The following is a 24,287-nucleotide window of genomic DNA, read 5'->3' on the forward strand; positions in this document are numbered from 1 at the left end:
GGTCGGACCGGGCGGCGGCGTGGTCGGACCGGGCGGGGGTGTGGTCGGACCGGGCGTGCCGGTCAGGCCGAAGAACGCCAACGCGGCCGCGGCCATGCCCGCCGACGGCAGGCTGTGCCCGGCGCCCTGGATGCTGTACGCCTCGACCTGGACGGTGCCGTTGGCGTCGGCGTAGCGCCGCCGGTTCCAGCCGGACTGCGGCGTGTCGGTGGACGTCGGGTTCTGGCTGAGGCCGAACACGTTCGTCCACTGCTCGATCGTCTCCTGGAGCAGCGAGTACGGCACCAGCGTGTCGTTGGTGCCGTGCCACAACTGCACCCGGGGGCGGGGCCCGGTGTAGCCGGGGTACGCCTGGCGGACCGCGTCACCCCACTGCTGCGGGGTGCGGTTCATGTTCCCGCCGGTGCACTGGCTGGAGCCGGGGGGATAGTCGGCGGCGCCGGCGAAGCAGTTGAACGGCACGCCCATGAACGCCGCGCCAGCCTTGAAGACGTCCGGGTAGAGCGCCAGCATGTGGTTGGTCATCATGCCGCCGGACGAGCTGCCGGTGGCGTAGACCCGGTCCGGGTCGGCGCCGTACTGCTGCTGGACGTAGCGGACCATCGAGATGAGCGACACCGGGTCGCTGCCGCCGCCGCGCCGCTTGGCCGCGTCGGACCAGGTGTCGAAGCAGTTGCCGAAGCCGGCCTGCTGGGTCGCGCTGGGGTAGATCACGATGAACCCGTACCGGTCGGCCAGCCCGGCGAACTCGCTGCCGGAGTAGAAGCCGGGGCCGGAACCGCCGCAGCCGTGCATGGCCACCACTGTGGCCGGCCGGGCCGGGCGGGCGTCCGGCACGTAGACGTGCATGCGCATCCGGCCGGGGTTGTCGCCGAAGCTGGTCACCTCGGTCAGCGACGCCGCGTACGCGGGTTGGACGGCGGGGATCACCAGGCCGGCCGCCACCAGCGACGCGGCCAGGGCCACCACCATCTTGGCTCTGATTCTCACGGAGACTCCTTCGATCGCCCTGTGCGGGCGGGGACGGGCGGGTGCGCGCCGCGCCGGCGACCCGGGCCGCCGCGGTGTCGCGCCTCACCCACTGACGTGGATCGCCCGGCCCGGCTCCGTCGTATGGCACATAGTGTTCCGGCCGGACGCCGAAGTGTCAATCGATGTGCTCCGATGAGCTGCGGCGGCGTTCGTCTACAGTCGGTGCACCGTCCCTGAGCCGAGTCCGGAGCGCGTGTGGCAAGCCCGTTCGACATCGAGGAGATCTACCCGGACGAGGGGCCGGCGCCGCGGCTGCCCCGGCGGCAGGCCGGCACCTCGCCGCAGAGCGTCGCGGTGACCCTCCTGACCGACTACACGCTGCGTACCCGCGCCGCGCTGCCGTCCGCGGCGATCGTCGCGCTGCTCGGCGAGGCCGGCGTGACCAGCGCCGGTGCGCGTACGGCGATCAGCCGGCTGGCCCGCCGCGGTGTGCTGGAAGGCGCCCGCCAGGGCCGCAACAGCTTCTACCGGCTCAGTCGCGCCGCCGCCGCCGACCTGTCCGCCGGCGGGAACTGGATCACCGCCTCCACGGCCGAGACGCAGGCGTGGGACGGGTGCTGGACCATCGTCGCCTTCTCGCTGCCGCAGGACCACGGCACCCAGCGCCGGGCGCTGCGCGGCCAGTTGCGCTGGCTCGGCTTCGCGCCGCTCTACGACGGGCTGTGGATCTCGCCGTACGAGCTCGCCGGGCCGGCGCGGGCCCGGCTCGCCCAGCTCGCCCTCGGCGCGGTCACGGTGTTCCGGGGGCGGCAGGACGCGCTGGACGCGATCGGCCAGCGCGCTCCCGTGGACGCCTGGGACATCGACGCGATCAGCGGGCACTACGAGGCGTTCCTGCGCCGGTGGACGCCGCTGGTGTCGCGGCTCGGGTCCGTCGACGGCGCCGCCGCCGTGCGGGCCCGGACCGAGGTGATGGACACGTACCGGCGGTTTCCCACGCTCGACCCGCGGCTGCCGCTGGAACTGCTGCCCGCCGGATGGCCGCGCCGGGCGGCCCGGGACCTGTTCGCGGCCGTCTACGACGGTCTTGCCGACGCCGCCGAGGCCCACGTCCGGGCGGTCGTCGCGCGGTTCGCCGACCCGGTGCCGCCCGGCATCCGGGCGCACACCACCGCCGACATGCTCGCCGGCGTACGCGAGGAGCGGCCGTGCGCGTGACGATCTCCCTCGACGAGCTGCTCGGTGACGAGGTGCGGCGCGACCCGTACCCGTTCTACGCCCGGCTGCACGAGGCGGGGGAGGCGGTCGCGCTGCGGCCGGCCGACCCGCACGCGCTCGTCGTGCACGGGTACGACGCGGTCAACCGGGTGCTGCGCGACCCCGTCTTCCGGGTGCTCGGCGCCGACTACCTGGACCGGGCCGGGGTGCGCTGGCGCGAGCACCAGGTCATCCGGATCCTCCAGTCGTCGATGCTCAACGCCGCCGAGGGGGACCACCTGCGGGTCCGGCACCTGTTCTCCCAGGCGCTCACCCCGCGCCGGGTCGCCGCGCTGGAACCGGCCATCGGGCGCATCGCCGACGGCCTGCTCGACGGACTCGCCGCGGACGGCGCGGACGGCCGCCCGGTCGACTTCATGGCCCGCTTCGCGCTGCGGCTGCCCAGTGACGTCATCGGCGAGCTGCTCGGCGTGCCGGAGGCGGACCGGGAGTGGTTCCCGTCCCGGGTCCGCGCGTTCGACGCGGTGCTGGAGATCGGCCGCCGGTCCATGCGCGAGGTCCGGGCCGCCAACGTCGCGGCGGCGGAGCTGACCGCGTACTTCACCGATCTGGTCGCCGCGCGCCGGGAGCGGCCGCGCGACGACTTCGTCTCGGCGCTGCTGCGCGGCCTGGACGCCGAACCCGGCCGGATGACCGCCGACGAACTGCTGGCCAACCTGATCATCATGTACAACGCCGGGTTCCGGACCACCGCGAACCTGCTCGGCAACGGGCTGGTGCTGCTCACCGAGCGGCCGGCCGCTCGGGACGCGTTGCGCGCCGATCCGTCGCTGGCCGCGTCGTACGTCGAGGAGATCCTGCGGTACGAGCCGCCGGTGCACTTCGCGGTCCGCTACGCCGCCGCGGACACCGAGGTCGCCGGCCTGCCGGTGGCGGCCGGCCGGACGGTGGTGGTGCTGACCGGCGCCGCGAACCGGGATCCGCGCCGCTTCCCCGACCCGGACCGGTTCGACCCGTCCCGCACCGACAACCGGCACCTGGCGTTCAGCGCCGGGCCGCACTACTGCTTCGGGGCGACGCTGGCCCGCGCCGAGGGACGACTGGTGCTGCCCCGCCTGCTGGACCGCTTCCCGGCGCTGGCCGCCGAGCCCGGGCCGCGCCGCGCGCTGATGCTGCGCGGGTACGACCGGCTGCCGGTACGGCTGGCCGACCGGGCACCTTGCCAAACCAACCCGATCGAGTAAGGTCGATGCTACGCGGAGTGTCCGCTCCGCGCCTCACACGTTCCGTCGAGCAGGTCGAGCGCGCCGCCAGGACGCCGTGGAAGGGAAACACCGGACATGACCGACGAGATCCGCGCGTTCCTCCTCGCCGCACTCACCGAGATGAAGTACGACGTCTCCGACGTCGACGACGACACCGTCTTCGGCCCGGCCGGGCTCGACGTGGACTCCCTCGGCCTGGCCGAGCTGGCGGTGCGCGTGGAGGACCGGTTCGGGGTCGCCTTCGACGACGACGAGGCGGAGGAACTCGCCATGATGACGGTCGGCGAGTTCAGCCGGACCGTGGCGGCGCGCATCGCACCGGCCTCGGCGCACTGACCGATGCCGGCGCACCGCACCCGGCCGCGCCGCGTCCCGGCGGCCCGGCCGGCACACCGGGGCCGGTGAGCGTGCGCGAACCGGTCACCGTCACCGGGATCGGGCTGGTCAGCCCGGTCGGCTCCACCGCCGCCGAGGTGTTCGACGCGGTCTGCGACGGCCGGTCCGGGCTCTCCCGCCCGCCCACCGGCCATCCGCTGCACGGCGTGGTCGACGCCGCCGCGTTCGCCCCGGCGATCGACCCGGCGAGCGTGCTGCCCGGCCCGGAGTCCCGCGTCGTGGACCGGTCGATCGTGATGGTGCTGCGCGCCGCCGAGGACGCGCTCGCCGACGCCGGACTGCGGATCGGCCACGACGTCGACCCGTACCGGGTCGCGGCCGTCGTCTCCGGCGTCGGCGGTCTGTCCATGCTGGAGGAACAGGTGCTCGGCCGCGCCGCGCGGGGCCGGTTCGGGGTCAGCCCGTACATGCTGCCCGGGACGCTGCCGAACATGGGCGCGGCCCGCGTCGCGATCAAGTTCGGCATCCACGGCTACACCTCGTCCATCGGCACGGCGTGCGCGGCCGGGGCGCAGTCGATCGGCGAGGCGCTGCGCATCCTGCGCGCCGGGGAGGCGGACGTGGTGCTCGCCGGATGCGCCGAGGCGCCGCTGTTCCCGACCTTCGCGTACGCGTTCGGCAACGCCCGGGCGCTCGCCCGCGGCTGGGCCGACCCGGCCGCCGCGAGCCGCCCCTTCGACAGGCGCCGCAACGGGCTCGTCCTCGGCGAGGGCGCCGGGGTGTTCGTGCTGGAACGCGCCGCGCACGCCGCCGCGCGCGGCGCCCACCGCCACGCCGACGTGCTCGGCTGGGGCGCCACGAACGACGCCCACCACCCGACCACGCCGCGCCCCGACGGCGCCGGCGCGGCCGCGTGCATGCGGATGGCCGTCCGCGACGCCGGGCTGGTGCCCGCCGACATCGGGTACGTCAACGCGCACGGCACCAGCACCCGGGCCGGGGACGCCGCCGAGCTGGCCGCGCTCACCGAGGTCTACCGGGCCGGCCCGCCGCCGCTGAGTTCGACAAAGGGCGTCACCGGGCACATGCTCGGCGTCTCCGGCGTGATCGAGGCCGCGATCGCGGTCGAGGCGCTGCGTCGCGGCCTGCTGCCGCCCACGCACAACCTGGACGACCCGGAGCGGGCGGGCGAGGTCGACCACATCCGCGAGAAGGCGCGGGTGGCGGCGGTGGACGCGGTGCTGTCCAACTCCTTCGGCTTCGGCGGCCACAACGTCAGCCTGGTCCTGGCGCGCCCGTCCCGACCGGCGGCCGGGGACCTCAGCGGAGCGTGATCACCGTGGCGGTGTCGTACGCGGCGACGGCGACGGTGAAGTGCGGGCGCAGCATGTCGGCCACGTAGTCGAGGTCGGCGACCAGCGGCACCGGCAGCAGGGCGCGCTGGTCCGGGCCGGTACGGGTGGCGACCAGCTCGATCCGGTCGGCCTTGAGCAGCCCACGGGTGAGGAACGCGGGCAGGTCCTCGGGCAGCAGGCACCGCCACATGTCGACGTTGACGATCACGTCCAGCGCGCCGGCCTTGAACTGCTGGAGCACGGTGCCGAGCAGGTGCGAGTTCGTCTCGCCGACCGGCGCGTCGTGGTCGAACGTGTGCGACCCGGCGCCCAGGGCCAGCGCGGACACGCCGTTGCCGACGACCAGGGCCGCGCTCCCCGTCAGCTCGTCGCGCAGCGACGCGGGCAGGACGTCCGGCCGGCCCAGCCCACCGGCCCGGTACGCCTCGATGGCCTGGCCGTAGAGCCGGATCCGGCCCAGGTGCCGGCCGAACGTGTTGAGCCCGTACAGCACCTCGACGTCGTAGCGCAGGTGCTTGCGCAGCAGGTACTTCATGTTGTCCATCGAGGCGAGCCCGTTGGACGTCTTGCGGAAGTGCGGCAGGTGGTAGGAGAGCGCGTCGACGTCCAGCCGGAACAGCCCCGGCGGGGCGCCGTGCAGGTGGAACACCCGGTAGAAGAAGTCGAGGTCCTCGAAGCCCCACTTGACCATCGCCTCGTCGAAGCCGCCGACCCGCCGGAACGACTCGTGGTCCACCGAGGCGTTGTGGGTCAGGCCCAGCACCCAGGGCGCGCTCGGGAAGTCGTCCATCCGCTGCGGAAGGGCGATGTCCTCCAGCCGCGGGTCGCCGCGCTCGGCGTCGAGCATCGACGGGGCGACCGGCTCACCCCGGCGCAGCGCGTCCGCGCCGGCCCAGTCCAGGTCGTACCGCTGGCCGAGCAGCACCCCGGGCCGGCCGGCCCGTCCGGCGTGGAAGTCGCGGTGCCGTTGCAGCAGCCCGGGATGCGCCACCGTGTCGGCGTCCAGGAACATCAGCGTGTCCGCGCGGGCCCGCGCCGCCGCCGCGTTGCGGTTGGCGCTGCGGCCCCGGTTCCGCTCGCTGCGGACGTAGTCGATCCGCAGCCGGTCCCGGTACGCGTCCACCACCGGGCCCAGCGCCACGGCCGAGCCGTCGTCGCCGACGACCACCTCGAAGTCCCCGGACGGCAGCGTCTGCCGGGTCAGCGAGCGCAGCGTCGCGTCGAGCGCTGACGCGTTCTCGTGCGCGGGCACCACCACGCTCAGGCCGGGCCGGTCCATGGTCGGCCCGGTCAGCGCGGGGTGGAGTTGGCGGTGATGTAGTCGGCCAGGTCGCCGAGCGTGGCCATCCGGTCCTCGTCCAGCTCCTCGACGTCGATCTGGATCTCCAGCTCGTCCTCCAGCGCCAGCAGCAGCTCCAGGCCGAGGGAGGAACTGAGGCCGAGCTCGTCCATCAGCTGGGTCTGCTCGGTGACCGGGGCGTCCGGCCGGAGCATCCGGGTCAGCAGCAGGGTCAGGCGGGCCACGACCTGGTCACGGGGCGGGGCGTCGTGTGCTAGCACCGGTGGTCCCACGAGTCGATCATGCGCGTCGGCATGGAGCCATCAGAGCAGGGGACATCGGCGGGTGTCAACGGGTACGGCGATCGTCACCGATCGTGACCGAGGCCGGTGCGGCACTCGACGGCGTACGGCCGGTCGCCGGCGAGCGCGACCGCCACCGCGTACCCGGCGGGCGTGGGCAGGTCGGCGAGCCGGTGCGGGCCGGCCGGGTCGACGCACTCGACCACGTCGCCCCGGTGCACCGGCATCCCGAGGTTGGGCCACAGCCGGCCCCCCGCCGCCTTGACGGCCGCCTCCTTGCGCGTCCACAGCCGGGTGAACCGCAGCGCCCGGCCGGCCGGGTCCGGTCCGGCCGCGACGTGCCGCGCCTCCCGGGGGTGGAAGAAGCGCGCGGCCGCCGACACCGGATCCCCGCCCGGCGCGACGTGCTGGATGTCCACCCCGACCGGACGGCCCTCGCTGAGCGCGACCGCCACGAGACCGCCGGAGTACGACAGGCTCGTGTGCAGCCCGCTCCACGGTGCGGTCAGCGCCGGTTTGCCGTACCGGCCCCGGCGCCAGGTCAGCGCCGCCGGTGGCGTGCCGGTGGCCCCTCCGGCCAGGACGCGCAGCGCGCCGTGCGCCACCGTGAACCGGTCCCGCAGCAACCCGGTGCCGAACCGCGCGGCCCGGTCCCGCTCGTCCGCGTCGAGCACCGCCCGGTACCGGGCCAGATCGTCCGCCGGCACCGCTGCCGCAAGGATCCAGACCCGGACGGCGTCCCGCATGGACGGCAGCGTAACCGTGCGCGCTCACGTTGACACACGCCGATACGCGTTGCTCTGATGAACGGGTGTTCGCGCAGACGGTCCAGGCCCAGGTTCCCGTGCCGTTCGCCGGGCCGGGCGCCGGCACCGCGCCCCTGACCTGGGGGCAGAAGGCCATCATGCAGGACATGCGGGAGACCGGCTGGACGCACAACGTCAGCGGTGCCCACCCGGTGCCGGCGGGTGTCACGGTCGAGCAGGTCGCGGCCGAGTTCGCCGCGCTGATGGCCCGCCACCCGGCGTTGCGGATGCGGCTGGGCGACGGCGACGGGAGCGGCCCGTGCCAGGTCGTGTCGGGAAGCGGCGAGACGGTCCTGGACGTGGTGGACGTACCCGACGACGCCGACCCGGCCGACGTGGCCGCGTTCGCCTACGACCTGGGCCACGCCCGCCTGCTGAGCCACTACGACCTCTACCGGGACTGGTCGGTGAAGATGGCGGTGATCCGGCACCGGGGCGCCCTGGTGCACCGGGTGCTGACGATCGACCACCTCGTGGTGGACGGCACCGCCACGTCCCTGATCCTGGCCGACCTCGGCCTGGCCGGCCGGCCGGTCCGCCGGGTCGCCGACCCGCGTACCGTGCAGATCCTCGACCTCGGCCGGCGGGAGGCGACGCCGCCGCTGCGCCGGGTCAGCGACCGGGCCGTGCGTCACTGGGCCGGACACCTGCGCGACGTCCCGCCGCTGACGTTCGGTGAGCCGGCCGCCGGTGGGCGCCGGGGTCACCGGTACTGGCACGGCCGGTTCAGCTCGCCCGCGGCGTACCTGGCGGTGCGGGCCGTCGCGGCGCGGACCCGCACCGACACCTCCCGCGTGCTGCTCGCGGTCATCGCGGTCGCGATCGGCCGGGCCACCGGCGTCAGCCCGCTCACCGCCAAGCTCATCGTCGGCAACCGGTTCCGGCCGGGCTTCGCTGAGGCCGTCGCCCCGCTCAGCCAGAACGGCGTGCTGCGCGTCGACACCGCCGACACCACTGTGGACGAGGTGGTGGCGCGCGCCCGCCGGGCCGCGGTCTCCGCCGGGAAGTACGCCTACTACGACCCGGCCCAGCTCGCCGAGGTGGCGGACCGGCTGGACGCGGAACGCGGGTACCCGGCCCGGATCACCTGCCGGATCAACGACCGGCGGGTGACCACCCGGCAGGCGGCCGACGGAGGGCTGCACGACGACCCGGTCACCGCCGAGCGGATCCGCCGCCGGGCGGACGAGACGTTCCTGGTCTGGGACGGCCCGCTGGACCACCTGCCCGAGCAGATGTTCATCACCGTCGAGGACCAGCCGGAGACGGTCCTCCTCCAGGTGATCTTCGACTTCGGCTGCTTCACCGAGGAGCAGGCGGAACGGCTGCTGCGCGGCGTGGAGGAGGTGGCGGTGGAGGCGGCTCTCGACCCCGCCGCGCCGACCCGGGTCACCCCCGGGTCGGCGGGCGGCTGACCGGTCACCGGTCCCAGGTCACCGGCAGCGACTCCAGGCTGCGCACCACCAGCCCCGGCCGGAACCGCAGCTCCGACTCGTCGACCGCGAGCCGCAGCCCGGGCAGCCGCCGCAGCAGTGCGCCCAGCGCCTCCTGCAACTCCATCCGGGCCAGCGCCGCGCCCAGGCAGTGGTGCGGGCCGGCACCGAACGCCAGATGCGGGTTGTGCACACGGGCCAGGTCGAGCGTGTCCGCGCCCGGGAACACGGTGGCGTCCCGGTTCGCCGACGCGATCGCCGGCAGCACCGCGGCGCCGGCCGGCAGACGTACGCCGCCCAGCTCCACCTCCTCGGTCGTGACCCGGGGCAGCAGCACCCCGTTGTCGCCGAGCTGGATGAAGCGGGACAGTTCCTCGACCGCCCGGGCGACCGCCACCGGATCGTCGCCGCGCAGCCCGGCGAGCTGCTCGGGATGGCGGGCCAGCACGAGCAGGAACAGGTTGAGCTGGTTGGTGGTGGTCTCGTGCCCGCCCACGAAGATCCCGGCGGTGACCGAGACCAGCTCCCGTTCGGTCAGGTCGTCGTGTTCGTCCCAGACCGCGATGAGCGCGCTCATCAGGTCGTCGCCGGGCTCGCGGCGCCGCTGGTCGATCAGCTCACGGAACGCCTCCAGCGCGGCCCGGGGCGCCTCCGGGTCGGCGTCCCAGTCGCCGACGAGCGCGTCCGACCACTGGCGTACCCGCTCCCGGTCCCGGTCGGGGATGCCGAACAGCGTGCTGATCACGGAGATCGGCAGGGGGCCGGAGACGTGCGTGATCAGGTCGGCCGGCGGACCGGCCGCCTCCAGGTCGTCGATCATCCGGTTGACGAGCGCCGCCACCCGCGGGCGCAGCTCCTCCACCCGGCGGACGGTGAACGCGTGCGAGACGGCCCGGCGCATCGTGGTGTGCCGCGGCGGGTCCATCCCGATCAGCGAATCCTCGGCGAGCGAGCCCAGTTCCCGGGTCGGGCGGTTCGGGCCGGCCGCGGCGGCCCGGCTGAACCGCTGGTCGGTGAAGACCCGGCGCACGTCGGCGTGCCGGGTGGCCAGGTAGGCGCACGCCCCGTCGGGCAGCTCGACCCGGGCCACCGGGCACGTCTCGCGCATCCGGGTGTAGTCCGGCGACGGGTGGTAGATCGTCGGAGCCGGCGCGAGCGGGTAGGTGATGGCCGGTGGCTCCTGCGTCATCTGCGACTCCTCAGATCGGGCCGCCCCGGGCCAGGGCGGCGAGCGTCGGCACGAGTTCGGCGGGGGAGGGCATGGCGTGGACCCGGTCACGCATCAGCGCCGCGGCCCGCCGCCGGGGGCCGTCGCCGACCAGCTCGCCGACGAGATCCCGTACCGCGGTGGCGGTGGCGCGCTCGTCCGCCAGCCAGGCGCCGGCGCCGGTTACCGCCAGCCGCCCGGCGTTGAAGTGCTGGTCGCTGACCTGCGGCAGGACGAGCTGTGGCACGCCGTACGTGAGCGCGGTCATGGTGGTGCCGGCCCCGCCCTGCTGCACCAGCGCGGCGCAGGTCGGCAGCACCAGCCGTACCGCCAGGGGCCCGTCGGCCAGGCGGACCCCGGTCGGGAGCGGCCCCAGCCCCTCGTGCTGGCGCGGTTCGACCACCACGACGACCTCCACGTCGAGCCCGGCCACCGCCCGGACCACGCCGCCCAGGTCGAGCCGGTCGTGCAGCCCGGCGCCGGCCATCATGGTGCCCGCCGTGACGCACACCCGGGGCCGGTCCGCCGGGCGGCGCAGCCAGTCCGGCACCACGGCCGCGCCGTTGTACGGTACGAACCGCACCGGGCGGCCGGGGCGCCGCATCGGCACCTGCATGGGCGGCGGCACCGGATCGAGCGTCAGCACGCCGTCCAGCGGCACGTCGGCGGCGGAGAGCCCGAACCGGGCGGCCAGCGGTCCGACCACCTCGTCCGGGTCCAGGCGCAGCGTGGTCGAGGAGTCCGGCCCCCACAGGTTCAGCACGCCCGGCACGCCCAGCGCGGCGGCGGCCACCGGCGCGGCCAGGTTGAACGGTTCCCAGAGAACCAGGTCCGGCCGCCAGGACCGGCCGAAGCCGACCAGGTCGTCGAGGACGGCGTCGGCGAACCGGACCACCCCGCCGTCGGCGGTGATCGCCGGCTCGACGGCGCCGGCCGGCGCGGAACCGGCGAGCGGGGCCACCGCGCCGATCCGGCCCGCGAACGCCTCGGCGAAGTCGACGTCCGCGCCCAGCGGTACGGCGGCGAGCCCGGCCGCGCTGATCGTGGCGGCCATCGACGGGTGACTGGCCACCCGCACCTCGTGGCCGGCGGCCTGCAACGCCCAGCCGAGCGGTACCAGGCTGTAGAAATGCGACCGCCAGCCCCACGTCGACATCAGAATTCGCAGCGGCGCAGTCAAATCCCACCAATCCGCGCGGCGAAACGGCAGCCCTGGAGAACCGATGCTAGGGGATCGGCACCGGTACGCGGAAGGTCGCGGACCGATGCCACGGATATTGACGCCGGACTAACCGATGCTGGACTCTTAGCCGATGTCGGACGTGGACCGCGATCAGCCGGCCGGTGGCGCCGTGACAGTCAATTCCGGGCTGCGTTCCTATCCGTTCGAACCGTTCACCGGCGACCTTCCCGCCGAGCTGCTGGAGATGGTCGTGGCCGAGCCGGTCAGCCGGGTGCGGTTGCCCGACGGGCGGGCGGCCTGGCTCGTGCTCGGCTACGAGCACTGCTGCACCGTCCTGGCCGATCCCCGGTTCTCCCGGCTTCCGCCGGGCGCGACAGCGACACCGGACGGCGGCGGTCCTCGGGAGCTGAACATGGACGGTGCGGCGCACGCCGTGGTGCGGCGGGTGGCCGGCCGCGCGTTCACCGCCCGGCGCATCGGCACGTTCCGGCCCCGGGTGCAGCGGCTGGTGGACGAGCTGGTCGACGCCATGCTCGCCGGTCCGCGCCCGGCCGACGTGGTGGCCGGGCTGGTGGCACCGCTGCCGGTGCTGGTGGTGTGCGACGTGCTCGGCGTCCCGGTCGCCGACCGGCCCCGGTTCTACGGCTGGATCGAGGGGCTGAACTCGGTCACCGCGTACGGCTCGGCCGCCGCCGCGACCGCGCAGGCGGAACTGCGGGACTACCTGGCCGGCCAGCTCGCGCGCAAGCGGGCCGAGCCCGGTGACGACCTGCTCTCGGCCTGGGTCCGCGGCGGAGACGCGCACGAGCTGGCCGACGCCGAACTGGTCGAGCTGGCCATGGGCGTGCTGCTCGGCGGGCTGGAGATCAACTCCACGAGCGCCGGCCTGCTCGCGCTGTTCCAGCACCCGGAGCAGTTGGCGAAGCTGCGCGCCGCGCCGGGCAAGCTTCCCGCGGCCACCGACGAGATCCTGCGCTACACGTCGGTGAGCGCCATGTTCCGGGTGCAGGTGGTCCGCGAGGACCTGGTCCTCGGCGGGGTCGCGATGCGGGCCGGCGACTGCGTGATGGCGATCCCGTGGGCCGGCAACCGCGACCCCCGGTTCTTCCCCGAGCCGAACGTCTTCGACATCGACCGCCGGCCCGGCGTACCGCACCTGACGTTCGGCTTCGGGCCGCACTTCTGCCTCGGCACGGCGCTGGGCCGGATGCAGGTGGAGCTGTCGCTCGGCGCGCTGCTGACCCGGATGCCGGCGCTGGCACCTGCGGTGCCGCTTGCGGAGATCCCGTGGCGGCACGACCGGATGAACGGCGGCATCGCCTCCTTCCCGGTCACCTGGTGACCGGCGGTCAGTAGCTCTCCACCGCGTTGACCCGGCCCGGCCAGTAGCGCTCGCCGGGTGCGGGCACGTAGTGCTCCCACCGGGGCGGGTTCCCGGCCGGGTGGTCGCCGAGCACGGTGATCCGCTGCCCGCGCCGCAGGCCGTCGTAGTCGTTGACGGCGTAGTGCTGGGTGACCCGGTTGTCCCACACCGCGACGTCCCCGGTCCGCCAGCGGTACCGGCAGGTGAACTGGGGGCTCTCGGAGAAGGTGAACAGGTGCTCCAGCAGCGCGTCGCTCTCGTTGCGCGTCAGTTGCGGGATGTGCGAGGTGAACAGCCGGTTGACGTACAGCGAGCGGCGCCCGGTCTCCGGGTGCACCCGGACCACCGGATGTTCGGCGCGGCTGGTGAACTCGGTGCCGATCCGGATGACGTGGACGGCGGTCAGCCCGTCGAGCAGGTCCCGCATCGGCGCGGAGAGCGCCTCGTAGACCCGGCACTGGTTGGTCCACATGGTGTCGCCGCCGACCTCGGGCAGATGGATCAGGTGCAGGATCGAGGCGATCGGCGGGCTCTGGTGGAACGTCATGTCGGTGTGCCAGACGTCGACCTTGCCGCCGTCGGCGGAGTCGATCACGACGATCTCCGGGTGCCCGTCCAGCCGGGGCAGATACGGGTGCAGCTCCACCTCGCCGAAGCGGCGGCCGAACGCGACGTGCGCCTGCGGCGTCAGCCCGGTCTGGCCGGCCAGGAACACCACCTGGTGCTTCAGCAGCAGGTCGTGGATCAGCGCGAAGCCCTCGTCGGTGAGCGTGTTCAGGTCGATGCCGTGGACCTCGGCGCCCAGCGCGCCGGAGACGAGCCGGACCTCGGCCGCGATGGATGTGGTCATCGATGATCCCTCCGGTCTGCGCGCCACGGCTGGTCCGCGCATTGTTCCACGTCCATGAATGTCCTAACCAGCCGTCGTCGTTGACTCACCCGCCGTACGCCTGGAAGCATTCGCACCGGCGGGGGCGGCGGTGCCGGCCCGCGACGCGGGAGGAGGCGCCGGTGTCGATCGATGCCCCGATCGAGGGTGACGCGGGGGAGCGGCTCGACCGGCTCACCGACCTGGCCACCCCGTTCGCGGTACGCACGGCGGTGACGCTGCGCGTGCCGGACCGGATCGCCGCGGGCGTCACCGGTCTGGGCGAGCTGGCCGACGCCTGCGGCGCGGACGTCTCCGCGCTGGGCCGGCTGCTGCGCTACCTCGTGCACCGGGGCGTGTTCGTCGAGGTGTCGCCGGACGTGTTCGGCCTGACCGACGTCGGCGAGCTGCTCTGCGACCGCGACGGCGGCGGCCACGGCGCCTACCTGGACCTCGCCGGCCTCGGCGCGCGGATGGACCTGGCGTGGACGGGCCTGCCGCACGCGATCCGCACCGGCGGACCCGGCTACCGGGAGGTGCACGGGCGCGACTTCTGGGCCGACCTCGACGCCCACCCGGGCCACCGCGCCTACTTCGACGCGCTGATGCTCAGCCAGCAGCGGTTCACCGCGCCGGAGGTCGCGGCGCTCTACCCCTGGCACGAGGTCGGGCACGTGGTCGACGTGGCCGGGGGCGCGGGCGGGCTGCTGCGGGAGGTGCTGGGCGCCCATCCGCACCTGCGGGGCACGCTCGTCGACCGCGACGAGCCGGTGGCCACCGCCGCCGCGACCTTCGCCGCGTGCGGCCTCGCCGACCGGGCCGGGGCCGTGGTCGGGGACTTCTTCGCCCCGCTGCCGCCCGGCGCCGACGTGTACGTGGTCTCCCGCGCGCTCACCGACTGGAGCGACGCCCACGCCACCGCGATCCTGCGGCGCTGCGCCGAGGCGGCCGGGAGTACGGGCCGGGTGCTCGTCATCGAGGTGCTGCCGACGGTGCCGCACGTGCCGCACCTGTCACCGTACGACCTGCGCATGCTGGTGCTCGTCGGTGGGCGCGAGCGCGGGCTGCCCGAGTTCGCCGTGCTGGCCGCCGCCGCGGGACTGGCGCCCCGGCGCACCTACCACGGCACCGACGGGCTGATGCTCATGGAGTTCGCCGCCGGCGCCTGAGCGGGCCCGGCGGGGCCGCACCTGTCCGGTGCCGTCCCGTCCGCCCGAACATTGACGTATATGCATCGACATGGCGGCCGTGGGCCAAACGGCGGTTTTCTCTGGGCATCGGTCATTGTGCTGAAGAATGCTGTCACGACATTTGCGGCCACCCATGTGCATGCGCATTTATCAATGGTTGTTCGCGGGAGGGGCGAGCGGTAACGTCTCGCGTGGCGACTAGCCGATCCCTGGCGAAAGGGTCGACGCGTCATGACGGTTGCTGGCTCCACGCGATATCCGCCCTTCATCGACGACCTGGCCCGCAGCGAATCGGGGCGGCTGCTGCGTGCCGAACTCGGCCGGCGCTGGCCGGAGACGCCCGACCAGCTCGACGCGATCGTGCGCTACGCGCTGCTGCCGGCGGGCAAGATGCTCCGCCCGATGATGACGCTGCACGCCGCCGAGGCGGTGGGCGGGTCGCCCCGGGACGTCCTCGCCGCCGCGCTCGGCACCGAGTACCTGCACGTCGCGACGCTCGTGCACGACGACATCATCGACGCCGACACGCTGCGCCGCGGCCGGCCCGCGGTCCCGGTCGCGTACGGCATCCCCGGCGCCATAGTGGCCGGCGACCACCTCATCTTCCACGCCTTCCGGGCCGTCGTGGAGGGCGGCCGGGCCGTGCCCCCGGCGTCGGTCGTCGCCGCCGTCACCGCGCTCGCCGAGGCGGGCCAGGACCTGTGCCGGGGCCAGGCGCTGGAGGAACGGCTCGTCGGCGACCTGGACGCGGGCGCCCGCTGGTACCCGGAGATGATCCGGCTCAAGACCGGCTCGCTGTTCCGCGCCGTGTGCCACATCGGCGCGCTGCTCGGCGGCGCCGACCCGCTGGTGTCGGCCGCGCTGGCCCGCTACGGCGAGCACGTCGGCACCGCGTTCCAGATCCGCGACGACCTGCTGTCCTACCTGTCCACCCCGGAACGGACCGGCAAACCGGCGACGAGCGACCTCAACAACGGTCGCCCCACCCTGCCGCTGCTGCTGGCGTACGACGCGGTCGGCGACGCGGCCCGGGTGGAGCTGCTGGCGGTGCTGCACCGGCGCGGCGCCGGCCCCGGCGACGTCGAGTGGGTCACCGCCCTGCTCCGCGACACCGGCGCGGTCGACGGCGCCCGGCGGCGGATGCTGGAGCACGCCGAGCGGGCCCGGGCCGAGCTGGCAGTGCTCACCCCGTCCGCGAGCGCGGACGTGCTCACCGGCATCGCGGCCTGGATGACGAGCGAGATGGCGTGAGCACGGCCGGCGCCGTGCGAGCACTACGGGCCCACGTGGAGACCTGGCGGCCCTACACCCTCTGGTACGTCGGCCTGGTCGGCCTGGCCGGCGCCGCGGTCGCCGGTGGACGGCGCGACCCGTGGCTGCTGCTGTCGGCCTGGGCCGCGCCCACCGCCGGCTGGCTCGGCGGCCACTACCTCGGTGACTACTTCGACCGGGAGCTGGACGCCGGCAGCAAGCCGCACCGGCCGATCCCGTCCAGCCGGCTGCGCGCGGGCACGGCACTGTGGTGCGGCAGCGCCTGCTTCGCCGCGCTCGGCGTCCTGGCCGTGCTCGGCGGCTGGGGCACCACGGTGGCGGCGCTGCTGGCCGGGTGCGGCATCGTCGCGTACAGCAGGTGGTTCAAGGCCCGGGGGATCGCCGGCAACCTGGTTCGCGGCGCTCTCGGCGCGGTCGCGCTCGGCTACGGCGCGCTCGCCGCCGGCCTCGCGCCGGACCGGGCCTGGGCGGTGCCGGTGCTGCTCGCGCTCGTCGTCGCGTTCTGGTCGCACGACGCGATGTCCAACCTGGTCGGCGCGCTGCGCGACATCGACGGTGACCGCGCCGGCGGCTACCGGACGCTGCCGGTGGGACGGGGCGTGCCGGTGGCCGTGCGGACCGTGGTGGCGCTCTACGCCGTCACGATCGGCGCCGCCGTGACCGCCGGGCTGCTGGCCGAGGCGGGCACGCGGGTGGCGTACCTGGCCACGGTGCTCGTCGTCCTGGTCACCGGCGTCGCCGCGCTGGCCCCGCTGGTGGCGCGCCGCGACGGGATGCCCGTCCTGGTGGCGCTGCGCGCCCACTCGGTCCTGGTCGTCGAGCGGGTCGTGCTGGCCTCGGCGGCCGTCGGGCTCGGCCTCGGCGTCGCCGTGCAGCTCGCGCTCGCGCTGCCGATGGTGCTGCTGACCTGGCTGGCGCAGCGCGGCATGCGCGTCCGGCACGAACTCGGCCCGCCGGTCGCGGGCCTGACCCTCGCCACCCGCAGTCGACTGCCGCTGGAGGACGCGCCATGACCGCTGTGACCGCCGAGGCCGTCGGGAAGGCTCTCACCGACGGCGCCGAGGCGCTGTTCCGCCGCCGCCGACCCGACGGCGCCTTCGGTGACGACCCGCCCGCCTCGGTGCTCGGCACCGCGGGCGCGGTCGCCGCGCTGCACGCCGCCGACCCGTCCGGCTGTGCCGACCTGGTCGGCGCCGGAACCGCGTGGCTGCGCCGGGCGCAGCACGACGACGGCGGCTGGGGCGGCGTCGTGGGCGCCGACACGGAGGTCGTACCCACCGCCGTGGCGGTCGCGGCGCTGGCCCTGACCGCGCCCGCCGACAGCGCCGACGCGATCGCGGCGGGCCGGGCCCGGCTGGCCGCGCTCGGCGGCGTCGACACGATCACCGATCCGGCCATCTCGCTGCTGTGCCGGCAACTGCTCACGATGGCCGGGATGACCGCCGAGGCCGGCCCGCTGCGCCGGCTGCCGCTGGAGATCGTCCTGTTCGACCGGGTACGCCGGCAGCGCCTGTCGTTCCGGACCGCGCCGTTCGTCGGGCTCGCGCTCATGCAGGCCGACATGCTGCCCGCCGGCCGGCTGCGCCGGGCCACGCTTCGCCGGGCCCGTCCGGCGGCGGTGCGGCTGCTGCGGTCGATCCACGACCACGAGGGCCGCACCGGCGCGCTGAGCGAGGATCCGTGGCCGGCCGCGCTCGTCCTGCTCGGCCTGGCCCACAGCGGCGAGGCGCCGGACATCGCCCGCGCCGTCGTCGGCTGGCTGCGCCGGGCGGTACGCCCCGACGGCTCCTGGGACGCGGTCACCAACCTGGACCTCACCCGGTCCGGGTACGCGGCGACCGGGCTGATCGCGGCCGGCTACGCCGACGATCCCCGGCTGCACGCCACCCGGGACTTCCTCCACGCCGCCCGTAAGACGGAGGCGTTCGAGGTGCTGGACGTGCCGCCGGGTGGGTGGAGCTACTCGAACGCCCGGGGCTGGCCGGTCACGCTGGAGTCGGCCGAGATCCTCTCCGCGCTCGCCGGCCTCCCCGGCGCCGGAGCCGATCCGGTGCTGCGCCAGGGACTGGCGTGGCTCGCCGGCCGCCAGGACAGCCGCGGTTCGTGGAGCCTGTGGGTCCGCGACACCCGGCTCGCCAACGACGGCCCCTGCCCGGCCATCACCAGCCAGGCGATCCTCGCGCTGCACGACGCCGGGCACCCGGACGACCATCCGGCGATCGCCCGGGCGGCGGCCTGGCTGCTGACCCGCGCCGCGCCCGACGGCACGTTCGAGAACCTCTGGTACCGCGACCACACCTCCGGCACCGCTGTGGTGGTCGCCGCGCTGTCCCGGGTCGGGCACGCCCGGCACGACGTGGTGCGCCGCGCGGCCCGGTGGCTGCGCGACACCCAGCTCCCCGACGGCTCGTGGGGCCCGGGCGACGGCACGGACGGCACCGTCGAGGAGACGTCATGGGCGGTGCAGGGCCTGCTCGCCACCGGCGATCCCGACGCCGCCGACGCGGTCGACCGGGGCGTGGCCCGGCTGGTGGCCGCCGCCGGACCGGACGGCGCCTGGCCCGCCGCCCGGGTCTGCAACTACATCCGCCACCACATGCGGTACCCGAACGCGGTGATCACCCAGGCGCTCGCGCTGCGGGCGCTCGGCGAGTACCGCAGCGCCGCCGCCGCGCGATCCGGCGCCGCACCGGGCGCGGTGGCCCGATGACCGCCGACGTGGTGGTGGCCGGCGCCGGCGCCGGCGGGCTGGCCTGCGCGCACGCGCTCGGCGCGCTCGGCCTGCGGGTGCTCGTGCTCGACCGGCAGCGCGCTCCCGCGTCGATCGCCAAGGGCGAGATCCTCCAGCCCGAGACGGTCCGCATCCTCGACTCCTGGGGCGCGCTGGACGCCCTGCGGGCCACCGGCGCGCGGCCGGTCGGGCGGCTGGCCATCCGCGACGCGTACGGCGAGCCGTTGCTCTGCCTGGACTACGCCGGCCTGCCCGGGGCGTACCGGCAGATCCTCTGCGCCGACTACGGCGACCTGCGCGCGGTCCTCGCCGACGGGCTGCCCGCCACCGTGGAGGTCCGGTGGGGCGTGCGGGTGACCGGCGTCCGGCGCGACAGCGGCGGGCGGATCGACGGCGTCCGGGTCGTCGCGGACGGCACCGAGCGGGACGTCGCGGCGCCGCTCGTGGTCGCGGCCGACGGCATGTCCTCGCCGCTGCGCCGGGCGGCCGGGATCGGCGTGGAGCGCCGGGAGTACCCGCACGGCCTGGTCGCGTTCGACGTGGGCGGCGCCGCGGTGGCCGACGAGGTGTCCGCCTACCGCACCGGCCGGGGACTCTGCCTGGTCTACCCGCTGCCGGACGGGCGGTGCCGCCTCTACGTGCAGGTCACACCGGACGAGTTCCGAGGCCGGGCCGACCTGGACGCGTGGTGCGAGCGGCTGCTCGCCGACGTGCCGGCGATCCGCCCGCTGGGCCCGGCCGTGCGGGCGAGCCTGCACCGGCGCCAGTTGCTCGCGGTCTACCGGCTGCGCAGCGCACGACTGGCCGTACCGGGTCTCGCGCTCGCCGGCGAGGCCGCCCACGCGGTGCACCCGATGGCGGCGCAGGGCGTCAACAGCTCCCTCGGCGACGCCGAGACGCTCGCCGCCTGCCTGGCCGCCGAGGGCGGCGCGCCGGAACCGGCCGCCGTGGACCGGGCGCTGCGGGCCTTCGAGGCGGCGCGGCGGCCCCGGCTGGACCACGTCGCCACCGTCAGCCACAACGCCTCCCGCATGATCACCGCCGTGTCCGGGCTGCCGAAGCTGCTCGGCGCGCGGATGATGCGCCGCACCGCCGCCAACCCCCGGCTGCTCGGGCTCACCGCCGGGAACCTCTCCGGCACCGACGTCCGGCCGCTCTCCGCCCTCGACCGGCTGTACCAGCTCGGGCTGCTGGCCGACCGGCACGCGCACACCACGTCCCCACCGGTCCCGTCGGAAAGTGAGCGATGATGACGCCTGCCACCGCCGTCGGGACGCAACCGCCGGCCGACCTGTCCATGAACGAGACGCCCTACCCGCCGTTACCGGGGGTGCGGCGGGTGGTCGAGGACGCCGCCGCGACGCTCCAGCGCTACCCGGACCGCACGTCGTCGGCGCTCGTGGCGGCGCTGTCGGCGCGGCTCGGCGTGGGCCCCGAGGCGATCCTCGTCGGCCCCGGCTCGGCCGGCCTGTGCCAGCACCTCGTGCAGTCCCTCGGGCCGCGCCCGGACGTCGTCCACCCGGCCCTGTCCTTCGAGGGCTACCCGCTGATCATCGGCAACGCCGGCGCCCGCGCCGTGCCGGTCCCGATGGACGGGTACGACCACGACCTGCCCGCGATGGCGGACGCGGTCACCGAGCGGACCCGGTGCGTGCTGCTGTGCAACCCCAACAACCCGACCGGGGCGGCGCTGCGCCGCGACGACGTCGAGGCGTTCCTGGACCGCGTCCCGGCCGACGTCCCGGTGATCGTGGACGAGGCGTACCGCGAGTTCGTCACCGACCCGCGCTCGCCGGACGGGATGGACCTGTACCGGGCGTACGACAACGTCTGCGTGCTGCGCACGTTCTCCAAGGCGTACGGGCTGGCCGCGCTGCGCGTCGGGTACGCCGTGGTGCCGCCCCGCCTCACCCGGGCCGCCGCGCTCACCGGGGCGGTGTTCTTCCCGGGCGCGCTCGCCCAGGCCGCGGCGGTGGCGAGCCTGACACCGGAAGTGGAAGCGGAACTGACCCGGCGGTGCACGGAACTGGTGGCGGCACGTACCGGCCTGATCGGCGCGCTGCGCGGCCTCGGGCTCACCGTGGCGCCCAGCGAGGCCAACTTCGTGTGGCTACCGCTGGGGGAGCGGGCCGTGCCGTTCGCCGAGCGCGCCCGGGAGGCGGGCATCCTGGTGATGGCGTTGCCCGGCGCCGGGGTCCGGATCACCGTCGGCTCCCCGGAGGCCAACGAGCGGCTGTGCGCGTTCGTGCGCGCCGCGCTCGCCGACGGGCTCTGACCGTCCGACCGGCTCCAGCGCGACCACGCTCAGGTAGCCCAGGCCGGGCTCGTAGTCGGCCGCCACCACCCGCCGGGGTCGCATCGCGTCCCCGGCCAGACGGTCCAGCAGCGCCCACCAGAGGCCCGTGGATGGCTGCCTCGCCGGACCGGTCGTGACAGTGTCACCGCGGTGGCCGGGCCACGCGGCGGCCAGGTCCGCGCCGAGCACGACCGCGACATCGGTACGTCCGGCCGTCAGCTCGCGCACCTCGCCCGCCGCGAGCGCGGCCACGTCGTCCGCCCGGACGTCCGTGTGCTGGCGCAGCGCGGTCACCCGCGCCCCGCCGCCGAGCCCGATCCGCTCGGGACCGCCGGCCCCACCGTCGCCGCCGGTCGCGCCGTTGTCGCCGTGCCGCGCGGTGCCGCCGGTCGCGTGGCCGTCGCCGCGGTGCGCGCCGTCGCCGGCGAGCGCGCCCCAGAGCATGGCCACGGCCCGGTGGCGGGCCGGTACGGGCACCCCAGCGTCGTACGGCAGGACCGCCTGTTCGACAGTGACCAGCAGGGCGCGGCGGCACCCGTACTCGCGGGCGATCCGCAGCCCGGTGAACGCCGCGGCCGATCCCTGGTCGCAGAGCGCGAACGACATCGGCGTGCCCGGGCACACGTGACTGAGGTACGCCGCCGTGGCCCGCCCGGGCAGCACGTCGTGCACGGCGAACGCCAGCACCAGCACGTCCACCGGCTCGTCCGGCGGCACGACCGCCGGGATCAGCTCGGCGGCCATCTCCCCGTACGACTGCCCGAGCGCCCCCGGCGGCGCGTCGAACAGACCGTCGGGCACCCGCAGCCCGTACGGCCGGGTCAGGTCCGCCACGTACTCGGCGGCACGGCCGCGCAGCGCGGGATCGCCGAGCAGCGCGGCCGGGCCGGTGACGGTGTGCCGCGCGGCCCGCAGCAGGCGCAGCCCGTCGTCCATGGTGGCCTCCCGTCCGCCGGTCAGTGCTCGAACACCATGGCGGCGAACGTCGCGCCGTCCCCGGCGCCCACCGCCGCGACCAGGTACCGGTCACCCGGCCGGAGCAGGCCGCGCTCCCGGGCGGTGCGGTAGTTGACGAACGCGTCGGCGCAGAACACGTGGCCGGTCTCGGTCACGTTGTCCAGCAGCACCCGGTCCAGCGGCAGCCCGATCAGCCGGCACAGCCGCTTCCAGGTCATCAGGTTGACGTTGTGCGGCAGCACCAGCCGCAGCTCGGACAGCCCGGTGCCGGCCCGGTCCAGCGCCCGGCCGATCACCTCGGCCAGCGCCGGCCGGTACGCCCGCTGGAACCGTGCCGGGGACTCGCCGCCTGCCACGTCGAACTCGCCCCGCTGGTGGCAGGCGTACGCGAGCAGCCGGTCCCGGCCCCCACCGGCGCTGAGCAGGCAGGCCGAGGAGCCCTCGCTGAACACCGACGTCTCCGGGATGAACTGGGCGTCGCGGGTGAACGCCTTCTCCCCGGTGAGCACCAGCGCGAGCGGTGGACCGTCCGGTGTGTCCGGTTCGGACGCGAGCAGCCGCCCGGCCACGTCGATCGCGGCCAGCGCGCTCGCGCAGGACTGCTGGGTGAGCGTGAACGCGAGCGCGTGGCCCAGCCCGAGCGTGCGGCACACCTCGTGCAGCGGGTTGACCGGATAGGGGGTGACCACCGGGAACGCCCGCCCGTACACCACGAACCGCACCCGCCGCCGCAGCGCGGACAGCGTGGTGAGGCCGGCCGCGGCGCGCAGCAGCAGGTCGGTCAGGGACAGCCCGGGGTCGCGGCGGACCTCGGTCAGGCCGTGGAAGCGGCGGAACAGGCGGACCTGCATGTCGCTCAGGCCCAGCGGCGCGGCCAGGCTCTCGACCGGCACCCGGCGCTGCGGCAGGAACACCGAGACGGCGTCGATCGCCGTCATACGCGTACCGTCACGCCACGGATCAGATCAGTGACACAGGTGGATGTCAACGCGCGTGCGATCATATCGACGTGGCTCGCTTCCTGTTCGTCGTGTTGCCGGTGGAGTCCCATCTGCACGCCCCGGTCGCCATCGCCCAGGAACTGGAGGCGGCCGGGCACGAGGTGGCCTGGGTCGGGCCGCGCAGCGACCTGCACCCGCTCGTCGGCCCGGACGCCGCGCTGTTCCCCACCGGCAAGCGCTACTACCGCCCCGACGGGGCGTCCGGGGCGGCCTCGGTGCGCAGCCTCTGGGAGGGGCACGTGCTGCCCGCCAACCGGTTCGTCCGCGACGCCGCCGACGCGGCGGTCGAGCGGTACCGGCCGGACGTGGTGGTGGCCGACCAGTACGCGCTCGCGGGCGCGCTGGCCGCGCACCGCCGCGGGCTGCCGTGGGCGACGTTCTGCGTCGGCATGCTGGAGCTGACCCCGCCGACCGAGGAGATGCCCGAGTTCACCGACTGGGTGGACGCCCAGGTCCGCCGGGTGTGGGCGATGACCGACGTGCCGGTGGACGAGACGATCGACCTGCGCTTCTCGCCGTACCTCGTGATCGGCCTGACCACGACGGCGCTGACCGGCCCGGTGCCGCTTCCGCCGCGCTGCGTGCTCACCGGGCCGGCGCTGGGACGGCGGCCGAACGCGCCCGCGTTCGCCTGGCAGGAGTGGGATCCCGGCCGCCGGCACGTGCTGGTCACGGTCGGGACGATGGCCGAGCACCTGGCCGCTGACTTCTACCGGCGGATCACGGCGGCCACCGCGCCGCTCGCCGACCGGGTCCAGGTGGTCCTCACCGCCGCCGCCGGCCTGGTACCCGACCCGCCGCCGCACGTGCTGGTCGCGCCGCGGGTGCCGGTGCTGGAGCTGATGCCGCGGCTGGACGCGCTGGTGTCCCACGGCGGACTGGGCACCGTGTCCGAGGCGCTGGCCCACGGCGTGCCGGTGGTGGTCGCGCCGATCCGGCACGACCACCCGGCGGTGGCGCGTCAGGTGCGCCGGGCCGGCGCCGGCCTGGAGGTCTCCTTCCACTCGGCGACTCCGGCGCAGCTGACCGCCGCGCTGAGCGCGGTGCTCGACGAACCCGCGTACCGGACGGGGGCGCGCCGGGTGGGTAGGTCGTTCGCGGCGGCCGGCGGCGCCCGCGCGGCGGCGGCGCACCTCGCCGCGTTGGCACGGACGGTCCCGGCGCCTGACGCATCGACCGTTGTCCAACAGTCGGGGCCGAACTAGCCTGACCTGACGCACCCGCGCAGGCGTCGTGCCGCACGAGGAGGCTCG

Annotated in this window: 21 protein-coding genes and 1 pseudogene; 13 read left to right on the forward strand and 9 right to left on the reverse strand. The window is 75.2% G+C overall.

Annotation, left to right across the window (positions count from 1 at the left end):
- A partial coding sequence (locus EAD96_RS19455) for a PHB depolymerase family esterase (protein ID WP_199733235.1) occupies positions 1 to 990 on the reverse strand: 990 nt, incomplete at its 3' end.
- A gap of 237 nt (positions 991 to 1,227) precedes the next feature.
- Here EAD96_RS19455 and EAD96_RS19460 point away from each other — a divergent pair.
- The 4 genes from EAD96_RS19460 to EAD96_RS19475 all read left to right on the forward strand — a co-directional run bounded on the left by EAD96_RS19460 (position 1,228) and on the right by EAD96_RS19475 (position 5,125).
- On the forward strand, positions 1,228 to 2,190 hold the full coding sequence (locus EAD96_RS19460) for a PaaX family transcriptional regulator C-terminal domain-containing protein (RefSeq protein ID WP_121685320.1): 963 nt from the start codon (positions 1,228 to 1,230) through the stop codon (positions 2,188 to 2,190).
- The gene (locus EAD96_RS19465) at positions 2,181 to 3,434 is read left to right on the forward strand and encodes a cytochrome P450 (protein WP_121685321.1); all 1,254 of its coding nucleotides are present in this window, start codon (positions 2,181 to 2,183) and stop codon (positions 3,432 to 3,434) included. Before EAD96_RS19460 ends, EAD96_RS19465 begins: the two co-directional genes overlap by 10 nt.
- Before the next feature lie 96 nt (positions 3,435 to 3,530).
- The gene (locus EAD96_RS19470; RefSeq protein WP_121685322.1) at positions 3,531 to 3,791 is read left to right on the forward strand and encodes an acyl carrier protein; all 261 of its coding nucleotides are present in this window, start codon (positions 3,531 to 3,533) and stop codon (positions 3,789 to 3,791) included.
- Between the two features lie 65 nt (positions 3,792 to 3,856).
- Complete coding sequence (locus EAD96_RS19475; RefSeq protein WP_121685323.1) at positions 3,857 to 5,125, forward strand: beta-ketoacyl synthase; 1,269 nt, start codon at positions 3,857 to 3,859, stop codon at positions 5,123 to 5,125.
- On the opposite strand, the gene EAD96_RS19480 is transcribed toward EAD96_RS19475, so the two are convergent.
- From EAD96_RS19480 to EAD96_RS19490, 3 genes are all read right to left on the reverse strand, one after another.
- Positions 5,112 to 6,425, reverse strand: coding sequence for a glycosyltransferase family 2 protein (locus EAD96_RS19480; protein WP_121685324.1), 1,314 nt, complete (start codon positions 6,423 to 6,425; stop codon positions 5,112 to 5,114). The genes EAD96_RS19475 and EAD96_RS19480 overlap by 14 nt on opposite strands.
- An 11-nt stretch (positions 6,426 to 6,436) precedes the next feature.
- Positions 6,437 to 6,718, reverse strand: a complete 282-nt coding sequence (locus tag EAD96_RS19485) for a phosphopantetheine-binding protein (protein WP_121685325.1) — start codon at positions 6,716 to 6,718, stop codon at positions 6,437 to 6,439.
- Positions 6,719 to 6,792: 74 nt separating this feature from the next.
- Positions 6,793 to 7,473 (reverse strand): 4'-phosphopantetheinyl transferase superfamily protein, encoded by a 681-nt coding sequence (locus EAD96_RS19490; RefSeq protein WP_121685326.1) that lies wholly within the window; start codon positions 7,471 to 7,473, stop codon positions 6,793 to 6,795.
- Positions 7,474 to 7,538: 65 nt separating this feature from the next.
- Here EAD96_RS19490 and EAD96_RS19495 point away from each other — a divergent pair, with 65 nt between their 5' ends.
- Entirely contained in the window at positions 7,539 to 8,948 is a 1,410-nt protein-coding gene (locus EAD96_RS19495; protein WP_121685327.1) for a condensation domain-containing protein, read from the forward strand.
- A gap of 4 nt (positions 8,949 to 8,952) precedes the next feature.
- On the opposite strand, the gene EAD96_RS19500 is transcribed toward EAD96_RS19495, so the two are convergent.
- Both EAD96_RS19500 and EAD96_RS19505 read right to left on the reverse strand, forming a co-directional pair.
- Positions 8,953 to 10,155, reverse strand: coding sequence for a cytochrome P450 (locus tag EAD96_RS19500; protein WP_121685328.1), 1,203 nt, complete (start codon positions 10,153 to 10,155; stop codon positions 8,953 to 8,955).
- Positions 10,156 to 10,165: 10 nt separating this feature from the next.
- Positions 10,166 to 11,329 carry a nucleotide disphospho-sugar-binding domain-containing protein gene (locus tag EAD96_RS19505; protein WP_121685329.1) on the reverse strand — a complete coding sequence of 388 codons (1,164 nt, stop codon included), beginning with the start codon at positions 11,327 to 11,329 and terminating at the stop codon, positions 10,166 to 10,168.
- Between the two features lie 157 nt (positions 11,330 to 11,486).
- On the opposite strand from EAD96_RS19505, the gene EAD96_RS19510 reads away from it, so the two are divergent.
- The gene (locus tag EAD96_RS19510; protein ID WP_121685330.1) at positions 11,487 to 12,698 is read left to right on the forward strand and encodes a cytochrome P450; all 1,212 of its coding nucleotides are present in this window, start codon (positions 11,487 to 11,489) and stop codon (positions 12,696 to 12,698) included.
- A gap of 7 nt (positions 12,699 to 12,705) precedes the next feature.
- On the opposite strand, the gene EAD96_RS19515 is transcribed toward EAD96_RS19510, so the two are convergent.
- Positions 12,706 to 13,569 carry a TauD/TfdA family dioxygenase gene (locus EAD96_RS19515; protein WP_121685331.1) on the reverse strand — a complete coding sequence of 288 codons (864 nt, stop codon included), beginning with the start codon at positions 13,567 to 13,569 and terminating at the stop codon, positions 12,706 to 12,708.
- A 161-nt stretch (positions 13,570 to 13,730) separates the two neighbouring features.
- Here EAD96_RS19515 and EAD96_RS19520 point away from each other — a divergent pair, with 161 nt between their 5' ends.
- From EAD96_RS19520 to EAD96_RS19545, 6 genes and pseudogenes are all read left to right on the forward strand, one after another.
- Entirely contained in the window at positions 13,731 to 14,756 is a 1,026-nt protein-coding gene (locus EAD96_RS19520; RefSeq protein WP_121685332.1) for a methyltransferase, read from the forward strand.
- Between the two features lie 252 nt (positions 14,757 to 15,008).
- Complete coding sequence (locus tag EAD96_RS19525; RefSeq protein ID WP_121685333.1) at positions 15,009 to 16,028, forward strand: polyprenyl synthetase family protein; 1,020 nt, start codon at positions 15,009 to 15,011, stop codon at positions 16,026 to 16,028.
- Complete coding sequence (locus tag EAD96_RS19530) at positions 16,025 to 17,062, forward strand: UbiA family prenyltransferase (protein ID WP_121685334.1); 1,038 nt, start codon at positions 16,025 to 16,027, stop codon at positions 17,060 to 17,062. Before EAD96_RS19525 ends, EAD96_RS19530 begins: the two co-directional genes overlap by 4 nt.
- Complete coding sequence (locus EAD96_RS19535) at positions 17,059 to 18,759, forward strand: prenyltransferase/squalene oxidase repeat-containing protein (RefSeq protein WP_121685335.1); 1,701 nt, start codon at positions 17,059 to 17,061, stop codon at positions 18,757 to 18,759. The genes EAD96_RS19530 and EAD96_RS19535 overlap by 4 nt, the downstream gene beginning before the upstream one ends.
- Entirely contained in the window at positions 18,756 to 20,030 is a 1,275-nt protein-coding gene (locus tag EAD96_RS19540; RefSeq protein WP_121685336.1) for an NAD(P)/FAD-dependent oxidoreductase, read from the forward strand. Before EAD96_RS19535 ends, EAD96_RS19540 begins: the two co-directional genes overlap by 4 nt.
- Positions 20,031 to 20,077: 47 nt before the next feature.
- Positions 20,078 to 20,962 (forward strand): annotated as a pseudogene (locus EAD96_RS19545) (aminotransferase class I/II-fold pyridoxal phosphate-dependent enzyme); the annotation flags it as partial.
- Here the strand turns inward: EAD96_RS19545 and EAD96_RS19550 are convergent.
- Entirely contained in the window at positions 20,891 to 22,012 is a 1,122-nt protein-coding gene (locus EAD96_RS19550; RefSeq protein WP_233586060.1) for a 2-hydroxy-acid oxidase, read from the reverse strand. The pseudogene EAD96_RS19545 and the gene EAD96_RS19550 overlap by 72 nt on opposite strands.
- Positions 22,013 to 22,032: 20 nt before the next feature.
- Positions 22,033 to 22,971, reverse strand: a complete 939-nt coding sequence (locus EAD96_RS19555; RefSeq protein WP_121685338.1) for a 3-oxoacyl-[acyl-carrier-protein] synthase III C-terminal domain-containing protein — start codon at positions 22,969 to 22,971, stop codon at positions 22,033 to 22,035.
- Positions 22,972 to 23,042: 71 nt separating this feature from the next.
- Here EAD96_RS19555 and EAD96_RS19560 point away from each other — a divergent pair, with 71 nt between their 5' ends.
- On the forward strand, positions 23,043 to 24,239 hold the full coding sequence (locus EAD96_RS19560; protein ID WP_121685339.1) for a glycosyltransferase: 1,197 nt from the start codon (positions 23,043 to 23,045) through the stop codon (positions 24,237 to 24,239).
- Positions 24,240 to 24,287 lie beyond the last annotated feature (48 nt).

Source organism: Micromonospora sp. BL1, assembly GCF_003667485.1.
Classification (GTDB): Bacteria; Actinomycetota; Actinomycetes; order Mycobacteriales; family Micromonosporaceae; genus Micromonospora; species Micromonospora tulbaghiae.